This is a genomic window from Dyadobacter linearis, assembly GCF_907165045.1.
GTDB lineage: Bacteria > Bacteroidota > Bacteroidia > Cytophagales > Spirosomataceae > Dyadobacter > Dyadobacter linearis.
Genome location: NZ_CAJRAU010000002.1, coordinates 910,329 through 928,140, shown reverse-complemented (window position 1 = coordinate 928,140; position 17,812 = coordinate 910,329). Strand labels below are relative to the sequence as shown.

The window sequence follows — 17,812 nt, the reverse complement described above, 5'->3', positions numbered from 1 at the left end:
CATGATGGAATCGAAAAGTTTTCCCGGCAATGTGGATTCCCTGGATTCGCTGCGGGAATACGTTGGTGAGCGTGCGCAGCAGGCCGGGTTGGCTAAAAAACCGACCTATGCCCTCAAACTGGCTGTTGATGAAATAGCCACGAATATCATTTTGTACGGATATCAGGAGGCTGGGTTAGTGGCGGATTTTACTGTTTTGAGCGAGATAACAGAACAGGCACTCATGGTGATCCTGGAAGATATCGCCGCGCCATTTGACCCGCTCGCCAGAGAACTGCCCGATTCCGGCGATCTTACAAAATCACTGGAAGACAGGGAGATTGGAGGATTGGGTATCTATCTGACGATCAATGGAGTAGATGAATTTTCCTATGAGTATTTGAATGGGAAAAACAGAAATAAGTTTGTAATGAAAATCGCCTCAACCTGAGTATGATGGTTGAAAAATCTACGCTATCCAATCCTTTTCCCGGCCTGCGCAGTTATGACCGGGAAGATCATGCCCTGTTTTTTGGCCGCGACTCGCATATACGGCAGCTGAAAAGCAAGTTATTGGATGGTCGTTTTTTGGCATTAATCGGTTCTTCCGGAAGCGGAAAATCCTCCTTGATCAAAGCGGGGCTTGTTCCTTCTCTTGAAAAAGACGAAGACAATAACTCCTGGAAAGTGATCATGTTCCGGCCGGGTGGAAATCCCGTCCGGAACTTTGCTATTGCATTGAAAGCTGCTTTGCGGCCTGACAATCCTGCCTGGGAAAGCCGCGATCCGACGGTGCTGGAAGAAGAATTCTCGGCCAATCCGCAGCGCGCCCTCGACTTGCTTTCTGAGATCCGCGACCGGAATATCCTGCTCGTCATCGATCAGTTTGAAGAGCTTTTCCGGTACGAGCTTGCCGAGGATTTTTCGGGTAAAAACAATACAAACAAATTTGTGCACTTACTGCTGGCGTTGATCAACCAACGGCAATTTCCTATTCACGCGGTGATCACGATGCGTTCGGATTACCTCGATCACTGCACGGAATTCAATGGGCTGACGGAGGTGATCAACAGGGGCTATTATCTTTTGCCAAAAATGAACCCGGCGGAAGTAAGGCAGGTGATCGAGGGTCCGGTAGCAGCTTTCGGTGCGAATATCGAGCCTGAACTGGTCGACGGACTTTTGAAAGAGCTTGCCGAAAATCCGGATTATCTGCCGATCCTGCAACACGCGCTGATGCGAACCTGGGATCGCTGGAAAGCCACGAAAACATTCGCTGTGCCCGTTTCACGCGCAGATTACGAGGCGATAGGTACCATGCAGCAGTCGATTTCCCAGCACGCCGAGGAAATTTTCACCCAGCGGCTTGACGATAAAAGGAGGAATGCAGCGGCGAAACTTTTCAAGGCGCTGATCGTGCTGGGCCCGAGTGACACTTCTTCGCTCCACCCGACAGCTCTGCGCGAAATCATTCAGATTACGGGCATTCCCGATTATTTGCTGATCGATGTAGTGCTCGTTTTCCGTGAGCACGGGGTTTCCTTTTTAACTCCAAAACCAGGTGTAAAAATTGATCACGATTCCATTATTGATGTTTCGGTTGAAAAAATACTTCTGTTTTGGGACCGATGCAGGAAGTGGATAGAGGAGGAACTGGAATCGGCTAAATTGTACAAACAGATCAGCTACTCGGCCCTCCTTTATCAGGAAGGTCGCAGCGGTTTGTGGGTAAATCCTGAACTCGCTTTGGGGTTGAAGTGGCTGAGAGAATGCGAGCCGACACTCGAATGGGCGCAACGCTACGATCCGTTTTTCGAGCGTGCGATCAATTTTCTGGATTATAGTAAAAAACAATTTGAACTTGATGTAAGGCAGAAGGAAGACCGCCAGAAGAGAGAGCTGCGCAAGGCCAGGGTATTTGCTTCGGTGCTCGGTATCAGTTCATTAGTATCATTATTATTCCTGATCGTCGCGCTTGTGTTGAGGACGCAGGCGCAGCAGAGTGAGAAAACGGCTCTGGAAAAGGAAAGTTTGGCCTTGGAAGAGAGAAAACGTGCAGAGGACCAGACGCGCGAGGCAGTTTCCCAAAAGAAAATAGCAGAGCAGCAGGGTACTTTTGCCGAGCTGCAAAAAGAATTAACCGAGGAACAAAAGTCGATTGCGGTAAGGGAACAGGAAAAAGCGGTGAATGAAAGCATTGCTGCGAAATTGGCACGGGAAGTAGCCGAGGACCAAAGAGTGCAGGCGGAAAATGCAAGAAAGGCCGCTGTGCAATCACAGAGAGAGACGGAGGTGCAGAAGGAATTTGCGGTAAGCGCGCAAAAAGAATCCGAAAGACAAAAACTATACGCACAAAGCGCACAAAAAGAAGCAGAAAGTTCTCGGAACGATGCATTGAAACAACGCTCAAAAGCAGTCGCGCGGTTTATTGCGATCCAATCTTTTCAAATGCCGGCAGGCGACGATCTCGCTGCATTGCTGGCTTTGAAAGCGTACGATTTTAACCTAAAAAACGGCGGAGAAAAAGAAAATCCCGACATATTCAATGCACTGTCCAAAGCTGCCGGGGCGAAAGCTACTTTGTTGGGACACAATGATATAGTGCGCGTAGTGGCCGAGCCGCAGGCAGGCAATGCGGTATTTGCAAGTGCGGGTGACGATGGGGTAGTGAATTTGTGGAACTACCTCGTGCCGGCAACCAGGCCGGTCGCATTCAGAAATCCGAAACAGACATTTAAAAGTATCCGTTCGCTGGCATTTACACCCGACGGAAAAACGGCGTTTACAGGTTCTTCAAACGGACAGATCGTTCGCTGGGACAACTTTTCGGCAGGAAGTACGCCTACGAAAACACTGGTCGCGCACGACGGGATCATTTTGTCGATGGAGATCCGGGACAACAAGCAGCAGCTGATTTCGGTGAGTTCGCCGGGGCAGGTGAGGGTTTGGGATATTAGTGACAAAAAGCTGGACGTGCGCAAAAACCTGGATCTCGGAACCGAAATATCCTGCGTGGAGGCAATGGCGGGCACCTCCTATCTTTTCTTCGGAACCGGAACCGGTAAAATGCTGCGCGCAGACCTGGACAAGCCGGAAGCAAAACCGACCGAATACAATCTTGGAAATATCCGCGGGAGGGTGATTTCAATGACACTGTCGCCCGACCAGAAGCAGCTTTATTTCGGTACAAGCTCAGGAATGCTGTATTCAGTAAAAATGCAGCGCGGTGAGCCGGTGCCTAATTCTCTGACCGGCACACAGGGAACACATACTTCCGGTATTACCAAAATTGCATTCACGCCCGACGGAAGCCGCATTGCCACAGCCTGTTACGACTGGAAGATCAGGATATGGAGTACGCAGGACGATCTGTCTAAACAGCAGCCGGTTGTATTGAGCGATTTTGATTACTGGGTAATGGATATCCGGTTTACAAACGACGGGAATAAGCTGCTGGCGACCGGTGCGGATAAAACGGTGCGGCTGTGGGACATTAACTCTGCTGCACTTTTCGCAGAAGTTGCCAAGAAAGTTTCAAGGGATTTGACAGAAGAAGAATGGGACCAGTACATCGGAAAGGACATTCCTTACGAAAAGCTTTCCCGAAATATCCGATAGCGCGAGATGAGAAGATTTGTATTCCTGTTTTTATTGACGATTCCGGCATTGAGCCAATACACTTTTGCGCAAAATGATTGCGACGCGTCCGTGATCGTGCCGGAAGCGGATCGCAAATACCGTACTGGTAATTTTGATGAGGTATTTCAAATATTGAATCCCTGCCTGAAAACTAAATTCTCTCCGAATGCGCAGGTACAGGGTTACAAGATTATCGCATTGACCTACCTCGCCCTCGACTCGCTTCCCGAGGCAGCGCAGGCGGTACGTAATCTGCTGATAGCCAACCAGAACTACGAACCGGAATTCTCTGCTTTGCCTCAATTCAAAGAACTGGTTGCGCAGCAAAAGAATATGATGGACCGGATCGTCCAGATCACTTCGGTTTCCAAGAAAGCAGAAAACCTGTTGCAGGTACCTGCTACGGTGACTGTTCTGACAAGTGATGATATCTTGAAAAGAGGGTACAAAGACCTGACGCAAATGCTGAGCGATATTCCGGGCTTTGATGTGATCCGCGGGAACGGGCCTTCTTATGTTACTTTCTACCAGCGCGGATACCGCTCCACTTCTAATGACCGCACGATATTACTTGTGGACGGAGTCGAAGAAAACGACTTGAATTCTGATAATATTCCTATTTCGCGCCAATATGCATTATCGGATATCGAGCGCGTGGAAGTGATCTACGGGCCGGCCTCCACCATGTACGGAGCGAATGCATTTATGGGTGTGATCAACCTGATAACCAGGCGACACCTGGATAAAGAAATGCCCGAAGGAAAGAAAATCGACGTTTCAGGAAACGGGCAGATCAGGTACGGATCAATGAACACAAAGATGGTTGACGGTACAGTTACACTACGTTCAAAAGATGTGGCGGTGTCGGTAACTTCCCGCTATTTTCTCTCTAATGAATTGGATTACAGTAAATATGGTGAATGGGATTATTCTCCAAGAACTGCGAATAGTTATGCCACACAGCAAAATCTGAGCGGCAATGCGGCGCAGCAATATCTGACCAATAATAAACTTACCACGCTTTTCCCGAACAGCAACCTGTACCAGATCGGCTACGACGGTGCCGGAATTGTGAATGCATTGAGCCTCACAGCAGCCGGAAAAGCAAAAGCGGCGGAGCTGGACAACCAGCATTTGTTCCAGACCAATATCAATGGGAACCCAGTGGAATTCAATGACGATTCCAGAAATTTTTATATCCGTGCCAAAGTAGAGTTTAAGGATTTTATGATCTCGCTGATGAGCTGGAAAACCGACGAAGGCGCTACACCCTGGTATACCAACCGCTCGCGGATCGTGACGCAGGATCTTTCGCGCTGGGTTGCGAATAATAAGGCATTTTCACTGACTTACAACAAATATCTGACCGACAAGGTACAGATCATGAATCTCACTTCGTACCGGCTCCACGAGCTGAGCGGGGAGACGAATCTTCCGACTTACAGGGGATATTTCAACGGCAGCTACGGTATTGTCGACCTTTTGAACCAGAGAAAACCAACCGTTTCTGTCCCATACTGGTACCGCGTTTCCAATCAGCTGCGAAATGAATTCCGGGTACTCTGGACACCGCTTCCGAAGCTGGATATCAACAGCGGGATCGAGATTCGCAACAGTATCATTCAGGCCAACTACATTACCTCGGCATTTGAAGGCGCAGACGAAACCGGGCGGCCCGATTCAACTTTGGCGGGCGGGGATAACTTCCGCGTTTTTGACATTGGCATATTCAGTCAGGGAACATACAACTGGACGGATAATTTAAAAATGGTACTGGCTTCCCGGCTGGATTACAACCAGATTCGTTCCAAAGGTGGTTACGGTTTTGTATTCAATCCGCGCCTCAGCCTGATCTATACCAGCGGTATGTTTGTGTTCAAAGGCATTTACGCAGAAGCATTTAAAGACGCTTCATACCTGCAAAAATACGCGACTACCCGGGAGCGCCTCCTCAATAACCCAACCTTGCAGCCCGAGCGTGTGAAAAATGTGGAAGCGAGCGTCTCAGTGCGGTTCAGCAAGGCGCTTTCCCTGAATGTGGCGGCTTATGTGGCTAATTACAGCAATGCAGTAGGACTTGCGACGGCGACTTTACCCGCAGGCGGAAACACGACGCAGTTTCAGGCGCTCGGAAAGCAGCGCATTATCGGGTTGCAATCGGAGGCGCGTTATGATATGAAGAAATTGAATGTCTGGGGAAATTTCACTTACAGCAACCCGCGCGACCTGAGCCGGATCGAGGGTCAGAAGATCCCGGTGAGTGACGTTGCACCCTGGTCTGCAAACCTGGGCGCGGTTTATGAGCCGGTTAAAAATCTCAGCATCAGCATTACTAACAACTATATAAGTGCCAGGAAATCGGGCGCAGGTACCTCGGGTAGCAGCAATCCGATCACGCATTTCAAACCCATTTACCTGCTCGGCTCGACGATCACTTACCAGAATATCCTTAGCAAGGTCAGCTTGCAGTTACAGATTTCCAACATTTTGAACAATGAATATTTCGTCCCCGGCATCCGGGCTGCGGAAGGTATCACCTCCGCTTCCAGATATCCCCAGGAAAGACGCGTATTCTCTGTCGGCTTGCTCATTGATACAAATCGAAAATGACATAAAAATGAATGCGACGCTAAACACTCCTCTATTCATGAAATCAAAATTTGAAATCGAAAACTCGGAATTCCTTCTCACCAAGCTGGATTACCCCGAGCGTCTCGACGAAATGGGCGCGCTGCGTGTGGCAGCCTGGAAGGAGGAGCAGGGTATCAGCAAAGATTTTTTCTCACATAAACTCTGGCTCGACGACGAGGATCTGCTCGCTCATCACTGGGTGATTACGCACAATAAAGTGATCGTAGCAGCCGCCAGAATGAGTTTTCATCAGGAATACAGCTCAGTACCTCACGCCAATCTGTTCGATGAAACGTTGCTGGGCCAGTTTGCAGAGGGGCCTTTCGCCTCGCTGAATCGCCTGGTGGTATTGCCGGGATTTCGTGGAAAAGGATTTTCAGGAGTTCTGGATCAGGCGAGAATTCAGTTTGCACAATCGCAGGGTGCGAGGTCTATTATCGCCCAGCCGATCGCGTCGCGGATCAAACCGCTGGAAGATCTGGGGTTTGTGTATTTAGGAAAAATCAAGCCGCTATACCAAATGCCAGAGCGTCAGATCTATTTCATGATCAAGGATTTAAGTAAATAAAAATTGAAAATAGCCGGTAACATATCGCGAATGCTCAATATCAGGAAAGGCGAGGAAAAGCTCGTGTCTTTGCTGATGGCTTACTCGTTCTTTATGGGTGGGGCAACCGCATTATTTTACACGGTAGTCGCCTCTTCTTTCCTCGTCAGTTTCGACCGGCTGATCCTTCCGCAGGTTTACATTGTGGGCGGGGTTTTCATTTATCTGGTCGGGCTGGGCGTGACGCGACTGCAAAAAAGAATGGCATTCAACAAGCTCGCGGAGCGGATGCTTCTGTTTCTCTTTGTGTCCATTTCGGTTTTCCTGGTTACCTATCACCTCACCGGCAGTAAGTGGGTTTTCTTTGTTCTGTTTATCTGGAACCGGGTTTTTGTGCTGGTAAATGGCGTTACGTTCTGGGCTGTTGTGGTTAAGCTATTTAATTTTCAGCAGTCGAAAAGATTGTCATCGCTGATCAATACGGGGGAAGTATTTTCGTCGGTGATCATGTACCTGGCGGTTCCTGCATTGGTGAAGATCGTGCCTACTGACTCACTATTGATCGTGGCAGTCGTGTTTCTGATCATTTGCGGGGTATTCCTGAAAAAGATCCACCAGAATTTCGTTACGCCGGAAGCTGTTAAAACAGAAACCAAAAGCGACACGCTGGAAAAGCAGGCGGAGCCGCAGGTAGATCCGACTTACTATCGGAATATCTTCCTGCTGGCGCTGCTGCCGGTGTTTGCATTGTTTTATGTCGAGTACATTTTCTTCGCCGAGTCCCGCATTATTTTTCCTGATAAAGAATCACTTGCAACTTTTCTCGGCTTCTTTTTTGGGATATCTGCCATTCTTGAATTTTTCATCAAAACCTTCTTTTACAATAAGTTGATCGCCAGGTTTGGCGTGCGACTCGGGATATTGATCCTCCCGCTCAGCCTGGTTTTCAGTTTCTCAGTATCTGTCATTTATGGACTGGGCTACGATACCGCGGCCATATTCTTTGCCTGCGTTGCGCTTTCGCGGTTTTTTATGAGTGCGATCCGGAAGGCGATCAGTGAGCCAGCCTACCAGACTTTGTACCAGCCCATACCTGCCCGCTTCCGACTGAATATCCAGGGCAGGATCGAGGGCCGGGCGAAGGCGATGGGCGGGCTGATCGCGGGCGCGTTGCTACTAGTGCTTGTTAATGTATTGGATCTGAATGCATTGCCGCTCTCGGCATTGTTTCTGGGAGTTGCATTGATCTGGACATTGGTTTCGATTCTCAGCCAGCGTTCTTATAAAAAGATAGTGCGTGAAAAGGAGTTTCACTTTCCTGTTCGGAAGAAGAAATCGGAGGAAGGGATCCTTTCGCACGTCGCTTCCGAAAAGCCTTTTGATACGCTGGTCAGTCAGGTATTTTCAAATGATGAAAGGGAGCGCGTTGAGGCGGCTTACGGGCTGGGCGGTTCCAGCCGGTTTTTGTCTTATAAATACCTGATCCCACTGTTGCAGGATGAAAGTCCGGTGGTCAGAAAAGCAGCTATTTACACGGCCGGCGAATTGAAGCGGCCTGAACTCTGGCCGTTTTTAATGGAGCAAATGGAGATCGACCGGTACTTTTCAGTATCGTTCCGCGCACTTGTAAAGTCAGGTGTTCCCTTATTGAAGTACATCGAAAAGTCGTTTCTGAGTAACAATGAGAACCGCGACCGACAGCTGCATTTGCTGAAAATCGTGGAAGAGATTGGCAATGCAGACGCGATCCGATTCTTGCGGAGAAATATCGAAAACCCTAACCGGTTTGTAAAAGAAAAGGTACTTGATGCATTGCGGAACCTGCAATATACCTGCAACAGTACCGAGCGCAGCTATTTGCTCAACGAGCTGGAAGAACATTTGAAAACGTTTGCCTGGCTGCTTGCCGCGCAATCCGATCTCAGTGCGGACTACGAGCCCGAAACGCCGCTCATGCAAAATCTGGAAAAAGAAAAGCAGCGGATCATATTCAAAGCATTTACAGTACTGGAAATCGTTTTCGGCAACCGGTTCCACGCTGTGACCCTATTGCGGGGCGAGCAGGCGACCGATGCGCGCGATTACCTCACCGAAATCACAGACCTGCTTTTGCCCGAAAATGTAAAAACAAAGGTGCTGCCTTATCTTGACAGCGATTCGCCGGAGGAAATGTACCGGCGCTACAATGACATTTTCCCCCAGGTAAAACTTCCGGTAGACGAGCGGCTGAAAGATATTGTGAACAAAGATTACACGCGCATTTCCAGGTGGACAAAGGCAGTTGCGATCAAGGAATTGAAGCGTTTTCCGGCGGAAAGCGTTACGCCGATACTGGTTTCGAATGGGGTGTCGCGTTCCAAAGTAATATCTGAAACTGCATTTTATGTGCTGCGGATTGTCAATCCGGCGCGGTTCAGGTCTGTTCTGGAAGTAATGACGAGGGAAAAAGACGTGTTTCATTTGCAGATCATGCAACCGCTCGAATGGCTGGCGAGCGAAGAAGATCTGATGGTATGCAAGCTCCGGCGACTGCGCGCGACAGCCGGGCTGGCCAGATTGCTGAACGGAGAACTGCAAAAGATCCTGCTCAATTCCGAGTATTTCAAAGCCCGGGAAGGTGACGTGCCCGACCTGCGGAAAGCGACCGGACGTGCTGATATTTCTATTCTCGTCACTTATGGAAAGCTGCTATTTTCAAAAGCGGGTATTGTGAGTGCGGGCGAGATCAGGAGTGTGAATGAGCTTAAAGAACTGGGCGTAGCGATGATCCCGAATGTGCTGGAAGAGACCGAGTTCTATATTGTAGAAGATTATCTGCTGCGGGATCTGAGAGTGTTAAAAGAAGAAAATCAGGAAGTTACTGAATCGAAACCCGATTGAAAATATGAATGCATTACGCGTGTTTATCTGGATTTTTTGCATCGGACTTGTGCCCGCCGTGGCGCAAATGTCCAATGTTGGCCAGCGCGAAACAGGCAGGCCGATGTCCGGCTTCTATCAATCTTCCGAGTACCACGCGCACGACCAGAACTTTGCGATCGCGCAGGACAGTTCCGGCGTCATGTATTTCGCAAATTTTGCGGGTATACTTGAATTCGACGGCGTTTCCTGGAAAACGATACAGACTGCGAATGTGACGCGCGTATCCGCATTGGCGACAGACCGGAAAGGCAGGATACTAGCCGGTGCGAATGGGGAATTTGGGTACCTCGCGTACGATTCGGCGGGCGTGCACCGGTTTGTAAGTCTCTCCGCGAAACTGAAAGAAAAACCGGCACAGATCGTGCAGATCGTTCCGGTTAAAAATGGTGCGTGGTTTGTCGGCGACGGGCTGAATTTCTTTTGGAATGGGAAAACGGTCAGTGCGTTCAAACATCAGCTTTCGATTCAGTCTGCATTTCCTTTGGATGAGAATATCCTCGTTTATGCGAGAGGAAAGGGTATTGTGCTGCTGGAAAATGGGAAAACGTCGGCCATTACGCGCGGCGATAAGGTTCCGGTCCTGCTCGATCTTGTGGCAGTAATACCGCTTCCGGATCGATCGGCAATGCTGGTAACAAGTGGTCAGGGGATATTTTTTCTTAAAAACAACCAGATTGAAAACAGGGGCGGGAATGCAAATGCGGCGCTGATCAGACAGAAAGCTATGGCGGCGGTTAAGCTGCCCGGCGGACAGATTGCAGTTAGTACGAGCTCGCAGGGACTGGTCGTTATCAGCGCCGAGGGAAATGTTGCGTTTCCGGTGTATCCAGCCGAAGATCTGCGAGATAGCCAGGTGGCGGCAATGTTCTTTGACCGCGACAACCACCTCTGGCTCGCCCTGAATGATGGACTCGCCAGGCTGGATTTGCCTTCTCCGATTTCGGTATTTGATAGTGAGTCTGGCTTAAAAGGCTCTGTCACTTCCATTACCCGGTTCGTGGGAAAACTGTATGTAGGGACTCTTTACGGCCTTTTTTATATTGATAATAACAAGGTAATGCGGGTAAATGCATTCCCCGGAAGCTGTCTGGGTTTTGATGTAGCGGGTGAAAATCTATATATCGCTTCGAATAAAGGTCTGTTCCAATTAACAAAAAACGGGGCATTGACTGCAATAGGGAGCGAATTCTCACTCACTGTAACCGCTTCGGCTTCTGGTAACCGGCTTTTTGTCGGTTTGCAGGACGGATTGGCTATTTATACTAAAAATAATAATGGCTGGAAAAAAGAGCGTGTAAACTCAGTGACGGAGCAGATCACCGGTATCACAGAATACCCGGCGGGCACATTTTGGCTGGAAACGCTTTCGAATGGTATTGCAAAGCTGGATCCGTCGACTGGCGCTTTGAAGAAATTCTCAGCCACACAGGGTATCAGCAGTCCGCTTTATAACAAACTGGCTGTGTTTGGTGAAAAACTGGTTGTCTCGAACAAAGACGGACTATTTGAATACCAGCAAAGCAGCGACCGGTTTGTAACCGCCGACTGGCTCAAAGGTCGCAAAGCCTGGTTCGACCGCGTGCAGGGAGATCGGCAGGGCAATATCTGGACCACCCGCGGAGACAAGAAATCGGTTACTTATTTCAGGAAAATCAAATCAGCTGTCGGGTTCGAGCAACTTGAAACGCCTTTCGCACCTATTTCCAAAGTGCCTTTTCAGGTTATATATCCGGATCAGAACGGTGTGGCGTGGCTAGGCGGCGACCAGGGGCTTTTCCGGCTGGATATGAATGTGAGCGGGCGGTATGCGCATAGTTACCCGGTGCTGCTCCGGCAAGTGGCGACCCGGGAGGGAAAGTTGCCTGTTGATAGTAAAAGCAGCTCGCCGGTCAAACTGAGTCACCGGCAAAATACGCTGATGATCGAATTCGCATTGCCGAGTTTTCATAGTAACGAGGAGGTTGAATACCAGCATATTCTGGAAAATTACGACAAGAACTGGTCGGACTGGAACACTTTGACCCGAAAAGAATACAGCGGGCTGCCGCCGGGAAAATATACTTTCAAAGTGAAGGCGAGGGATATTTACGGTAACATTTCGAAGGAAGCCACATTTGCCGTTTCGATCCTCACGCCGTGGTTCAGGCAATGGTATATGATCGTTTTGTACGTACTCGCATTCGCGGTTATGATCTATTATGTGGTTCGCTGGCGGCTTCGGCGGATCATCCGTGAGAAGCAGGCGCTGGAAAATCTGATCAGGGAGCGGACGGAAGAAGTGGTTAACCAAAAAGAAGAACTCGAACAACAGTCAGACGAACTTTCGGCGACGAACGATCAGCTGGAACGTATTGACGAATTTGTGAAATCGATCAATGGAGAAGTGAATACCGGGAAACTGTTTCAGCTCGTGCTGGACCGGTTATGCGGTTTCCAGAATGTGGACGGGGCTTCTGCATTGATTTATAACAAGTCGGCGGACAACTATCAGTTCATCGCGGTGTCCGGCTCGGCAGGAAACGCCAATGTGGATGACCTGAGAATGAGCGCAGCGGAAGCGGACGAGCGTTATGTGGAAAATTCGGAGGAGGTTTACGAAGATGTGTTCCTGAAAAACGATTTTAAAAACCAGAATACCAACAATTCGATTGGCGAAAGCTATTCTCCTAAATCACTGATCAGCATTCTGATACGGGTTGATGGAGAGGTGAGAAGCTATATCATGCTCGAAAATATGGAGCGCGAGCACGCATTTCAGGAGCGAGATTTTAATATGGTTAAAAACCTGAAAGAGCATTTGATCGGTGCTTATATTAAAACCAATATCCTTGAAAACCTCGAAAATACGCTCTCCAACCTGAAATCGACCCAGGAAGAACTGATCCGCCAGGAGCGGCTGGCATCGGTGGGAAGTCTCACCAAAGGGATTGTCGACCGCATTCTGAATCCATTGAATTACATTAATAACTTCTCGCAATCGTCTGGTAAACTGCTGAAAGAGATCACGGAAGTGACTGACAAGCACCAGGACGGATTGTCGGAAGATGAAAAGGACGATCTGGAAAGCGGATTTGAAATGCTTCAGAAAAACCTTGAAAAAATATACGAACACGGCAACAGTACCACGCGGATCGTGAAGGATATGCAGAAGCTGCTGAAAGGGAAGTCGACAGAATTTTTAGTAACAGACCTGAATTATTTCCTTGAACCGAAAGCAAAGTCGGCGATTCAGGAGGTTTTGAATGAATATAAAGGTGCCCAGGTGAAGTTGACTTTCTCGCTTGCTACGCAGCCGGTGCGGGTAAGTGTGCTGCCTTATGAATTTGCGCAGGTGCTCACAAACCTGATCAGCAATGCGTGTTACGCGGTTATTGAGAAGACAAAACTGGATAAGACGTTTGAACCGGAGATCAGCATTTCGACGAAAGTGACGGGCGCGGGCGTTTCTATATTCCTGCGGGACAATGGGAAAGGTATTCCGTTGAAAGAAACAGAGCAACTTTTTAATCCGTTTTTCACCACCAAACCTACATCAAAAGGCACGGGACTCGGACTGTATATGAGCAAGGATATAATTGAATACCATAAGGGCAGCATGTCGGTAACTTCAAAGGAGGGTGAGTTTACTGAAATTGAAATTTTCCTTCCGATTGTCAAGTAATCTGAGTCAGTACATTACCCCAAAAGCCAGTTTTATGGAGCCCGCTATTATTGATAAGGAAATTGAAAAATATCAGCAAAAGATCATTGAGCTGAACCGGCTGGCTGAACTTGGTCAGTTAAGCGCGGGTATTTTACATGAAATAAAAAATCCGGTCAGTTTTGTCAACAATTTTTCCCGACTGGCGAACGAGCTGGTTGAAGAGATCCGTGAAATTGCGGCAAAACCGCTTTCGGAGCTTAGTGAGGCAGATGTGGAAGGCGAGAAGGAGATTTTGAATACACTTTCGCAAAACCTGATGAAAATCAGCGAGAACGGAAAGCGCATTGAGCGGATTATTCAGGGAATGCTCGCCCAGGCGCGCTCGGACAGTGCCGTTTTCGAGCCTACTGACCTGAACCAGCTGCTGGAAGAATACAGTAAGCTGGCCTATTACAGCGTGCGGGCCGAGGACAGGGAATTTAATCTGACGTTCAATTATGAGCTGGATCCGGAAGTGGGCCAGGTGAACTTGTCGCGGGGTGAATTCGGTCGTGTGGTCGTGAACCTGGTGAACAACGGGTGCTATGCGATTAATGAAAAGCGGAAAACAGCCCCGGCGGATTTTGAACCGATCATCGAAATCACGACGAAACGGCTGGCGGACACCATTCAAATCACGATCTGCGATAATGGGATCGGCATTCCCGAAGATAGTGTGGCTAAATTGTTCCAGCCGTTTTTCACGACCAAACCGATTGGAAAAGGGACGGGACTGGGACTTTCACTTACTTATACAAGTGTTGTCGACACGCACAAAGGGAAAATCAGCGTGACTTCGATTCCCGGAGAAAGAACAGAATTTAAGATACTTATTCCTGCTTAATGAGGACTTTTACAAAAAAATCAAATAACAATGGCGATCAGGATATTAAGCGTAGATGATGAGCAGGATATGGAAATGCTCATTCTTCAATTGTTCCGCAAGCAGATCAGAGATAAGAAATACGAATTTGTGTTCGCGAATAATGGGGTGGAGGCTTTGCAGAAGCTGGAAGAATCGGACGATATCACGCTCATTTTGTCGGACATTAATATGCCGGGAATGGACGGTCTTACCTTTCTTTCCAAGATTAACGAGAAACAAAATCCGCTGTTAAAAGCGATCATGGTTTCCGCTTACGGTGATATGGACAATATCCGCACGGCGATGAACCGCGGCGCTTTCGATTTTGTGACCAAGCCGGTGAATTTTGAAGATCTGGAAATCACGATCTCTAAAACGGTCGAGCATATTGAAATGCTGACTAGCCTGGAAAGAGGGAGAGAACAGTTGATCGCGATCCAAAATGACCTAAGTGTGGCGCGCGAAATTCAGATGTCGATGCTGCCGAAAACGGTACCTGCCAATATCGGCAAAGCTGGGGTGGATCTGCACGCATTCATACATCCGGCCAAGGCAGTGGGAGGGGATCTTTATGATTATTTCATGATGGACTCCGAGCATTTGTTTTTCATGATCGGCGACGTTTCGGACAAGGGTGTTCCCGCTGCGCTGTTTATGGCGATCTGTAAAGCGATTTTTAAAAGTCAGTTTTCAAACCGGAATGGCGATAGTATCTGTGAAAAGGTGAAGATCGTGAATCAGTTTCTGAGTGAAGATAATTCCACTTATATGTTCGTTACTGCGTTTGTTTGTATTATGAATGTAAAAACGGGCGTAGTTGAATATGTAGACGCAGGTCACGAGCCGCCGATCGTTATCAGAGCCGACGGCAGCACGGAGCTGATCCCGAAGCTGGGCGGAATGGCGCTTTGCTTCGATCCCTCTTTTGAATATGAATCACATTCCTTTACACTCAATAAGGACGACAAATTTGTACTCTACACAGACGGCGTAACCGACGCAAACAACCTGGCCGGCTCCCGCTACGGGCTGCACTTTTTGCAGGATTTCTTCACTACCGGCGAAGGTTCCACAAAAGAAAGTGCAAAGGAAATGAATGAATCGACACTCGAAAGTCTGATCGAATTCATCGGCGCAGCTAATCAGTTTGACGATATTACGATGCTATCGCTGCGGTATTTGGGGAATTGAAAAAAAATTGTGACCTGAAAGCAGTTTGTCCGTCTAAGTGTAATATCTGAATTGTAATTAAACGTAGCCGGTTTCGGCTACTTTTTTGTTTAATGGATTTTACATTATATCTGGACGAAAGTGGAGATCACGGTCTAAACAGAATTGATCCCAGTTTTCCGGTCTTTGTTTTATGCGGCGTTTTGTTTCATGAAAAAGGCTATGCTTTATTCAATGAGCAATTCAATACCCTGAAAGTGCATTTTTTTAACTCCAATGAATTAATCTTTCATTCCAGAGAAATCAGGAAATGTGAGAAGGAGTTTCGGATTTTGGCTGACGAGAGAACCAAACTCATTAAAAAACAAAAGAGTTTAACAGGTTACCTGCTAAACTCTTTTGCCGACCGGGTAACCCCAATCCCGAGACGAATATAAGGTATCTCTTGGATTTTGCAAAACACACGCAAATCAAATTCAATACAAATTAGCGATCGGCTGGTGGCGGATGAGCGCGAGGCGATATACGTCGCGATAGTAGCGCATCAGCTCGGTCCAGCAGAGCGTGTCGGAAATGCTTTTGGGCAGATTCACACGCGGGACGTAGTGTTCCTTTTCAAAAGTGTCTACAAATTGGGACAGTAAATAGGTCAGGTTATTCACTGCTTCTTCGTCTGAGTGGTAGCGGCGGTGCAGCATTTGGATACCTTCCTCATTTTCAGGCAGGATTATAGATTGAATATACCTTCCAAAACCCGATAAATCGCTGGTAATTACTGGGGTACCGTGCATCGCAGCTTCCATGGGCGCATACCCCCAGGGTTCGTAAAGCGAGGGGAAGATCCCGAGGTGGCAACCTCTCACGAATTCCAGATAGTCCATGGAAAGCGGCGAGGTGGTCTGGTCGATGAAATCGGGATGATAGACGATTTTTACTTTGCTGCTTTCGCTATTATCCAGTCCCGAATCGTGAATGAAATCGACAATATGGTCTGGTTCTTCTAACAAATGTGTCACAGCCGGCGGCAGCTCTTCCCGCTGAAACTGTGCCTTGGCTTGCCGCCAGGTCAGGTAAAGTTCTTCGTCAAGAAGATTGTTCAGATCTGGTAATGCATTGCTTTTCAATCCGATTACATTGGAATACAGCTGTGGGCCTAAATTTTTGCTGATTTCCTTGCATATCTTCTGCAAATCCTGAAACCGCTTTTTGGATTCCAGAATTTCCGGTTTAATGTGAATGAACGGACGTTTTGAAATAATAAAAAACACGACCGAAATGTCGGAGCCCGAAGCGATCAGCTGTTCGTTCAGCTTTGCGATTGCCCGAAGTGTAATGTCAAAACCTTTATTATAGTACTCATATCTTCCCGAAGTGAAGAAATACAGGACCTTATCTGTCTGAAATGAATAGCTCGGCGTGATCAGAGATTTAACGAATGCGTCGATCTTCTGGCGGTGGAGCAGATGTTTTTCGAAAACCTCGTGACCTGCGCCCGGCTTCTTATGGATCCCGTTCCGTATAATATAGTCCGGTACCCTATGGAAGAAAAATTCGCACTCCTGTGATGTTACATCGCTGTTAGTTACCAGTACGTTAGCTTCCCGCGCAGCCGCCCGCTCGATACCAACTCTACCTTCAATGCCATATTCATAGGCTTTTTGCTGCCAGTCGTATTCGGGAATATGCTGGAAATAATTGTCTTCATTTGCGGCCAGATACCTGCCCAGCAAAGTGGCGTGTGCATTGAAAATAGTTGCTATCCTGACTTTATCATAATGCAGATCGGGCAGTGCGCCAGCGGAAACCCACTCGTGAAAGTGCGTGATCAGATCCTGCTCGATGGTCATGGAACTAACCGTTTTCTCCAAAATCATCCTTGTAATCTCCCCAAAAGCGATCACTTCATCCCGAAAGGAATCTGCCCGCAGCGACGATATCCCGTAACGTGACCACAACCTGGCCTTTACTTCGTGAGAGCGTTCTTTCTGTAAAACCGGCTCGATCAGCAGCACTTTTGGACGCGCATCTTCCAGCATCCAGTAACCATAATGAACCTTAAACCCAAGTTCTCTGGCAAACCGCACAGCCTCAGCAAGCGCAGGATTTTCGATATCCCGTAACGGACGAAAATGCTTATTGGACTTGTCTGAAAAATAGGGGCCAATGAGCAGGTACCGGTCGCCATAGGTGTCCAGCATGGTCGGTATCTTCGACCTGATGTAAGTGAAAAGTCCGCCGATCTGGTTACAAACTTCCCACGAAATCTCAAAGAGATAGGTGTCCGGTTTCAAATTGTAAAGGGGGTAGTTGAGTAAAATTTCCCACAGCTAGCAGGATAATTCAAACAAAAATAATCACTCTACAAAGTCGATACCAG

General features: G+C 48.0%; 10 protein-coding genes. 9 read left to right on the top strand and 1 reads right to left on the bottom strand.

Annotated elements, in window-relative coordinates; all coding sequences use genetic code 11:
- The first annotated feature begins 1 nt into the window (after position 1).
- The 9 genes from KOD92_RS09875 to KOD92_RS27695 all read left to right on the top strand — a co-directional run bounded on the left by KOD92_RS09875 (position 2) and on the right by KOD92_RS27695 (position 15,872).
- Complete coding sequence (locus KOD92_RS09875) at positions 2–430, top strand: ATP-binding protein (protein WP_215233374.1); 429 nt, start codon at positions 2–4, stop codon at positions 428–430.
- Between the two features lie 2 nt (positions 431–432).
- Complete coding sequence (locus KOD92_RS09870; RefSeq protein ID WP_215233373.1) at positions 433–3,597, top strand: WD40 repeat domain-containing protein; 3,165 nt, start codon at positions 433–435, stop codon at positions 3,595–3,597.
- Positions 3,598–3,603: 6 nt separating this feature from the next.
- Positions 3,604–6,228 carry a TonB-dependent receptor plug domain-containing protein gene (locus tag KOD92_RS09865; protein WP_215233372.1) on the top strand — a complete coding sequence of 875 codons (2,625 nt, stop codon included), beginning with the start codon at positions 3,604–3,606 and terminating at the stop codon, positions 6,226–6,228.
- A 37-nt stretch (positions 6,229–6,265) separates the two neighbouring features.
- The gene (locus KOD92_RS09860; RefSeq protein ID WP_215233371.1) at positions 6,266–6,817 is read left to right on the top strand and encodes a GNAT family N-acetyltransferase; all 552 of its coding nucleotides are present in this window, start codon (positions 6,266–6,268) and stop codon (positions 6,815–6,817) included.
- Between the two features lie 30 nt (positions 6,818–6,847).
- Positions 6,848–9,676, top strand: coding sequence for a HEAT repeat domain-containing protein (locus KOD92_RS09855; protein ID WP_215233370.1), 2,829 nt, complete (start codon positions 6,848–6,850; stop codon positions 9,674–9,676).
- 4 nt (positions 9,677–9,680) lie between these two features.
- Entirely contained in the window at positions 9,681–13,379 is a 3,699-nt protein-coding gene (locus KOD92_RS09850) for a sensor histidine kinase (RefSeq protein WP_215233369.1), read from the top strand.
- Positions 13,380–13,413: 34 nt separating this feature from the next.
- The gene (locus KOD92_RS09845) at positions 13,414–14,244 is read left to right on the top strand and encodes a sensor histidine kinase (protein ID WP_215233368.1); all 831 of its coding nucleotides are present in this window, start codon (positions 13,414–13,416) and stop codon (positions 14,242–14,244) included.
- Positions 14,245–14,274: 30 nt separating this feature from the next.
- On the top strand, positions 14,275–15,456 hold the full coding sequence (locus KOD92_RS09840) for a PP2C family protein-serine/threonine phosphatase (RefSeq protein ID WP_215233367.1): 1,182 nt from the start codon (positions 14,275–14,277) through the stop codon (positions 15,454–15,456).
- Between the two features lie 92 nt (positions 15,457–15,548).
- Positions 15,549–15,872 (top strand): DUF3800 domain-containing protein, encoded by a 324-nt coding sequence (locus KOD92_RS27695; protein ID WP_215233366.1) that lies wholly within the window; start codon positions 15,549–15,551, stop codon positions 15,870–15,872.
- A gap of 39 nt (positions 15,873–15,911) precedes the next feature.
- On the opposite strand, the gene KOD92_RS09830 is transcribed toward KOD92_RS27695, so the two are convergent.
- The gene (locus tag KOD92_RS09830) at positions 15,912–17,726 is read right to left on the bottom strand and encodes a glycosyltransferase (RefSeq protein ID WP_215233365.1); all 1,815 of its coding nucleotides are present in this window, start codon (positions 17,724–17,726) and stop codon (positions 15,912–15,914) included.
- Between the last annotated feature and the right edge of the window lie 86 nt (positions 17,727–17,812).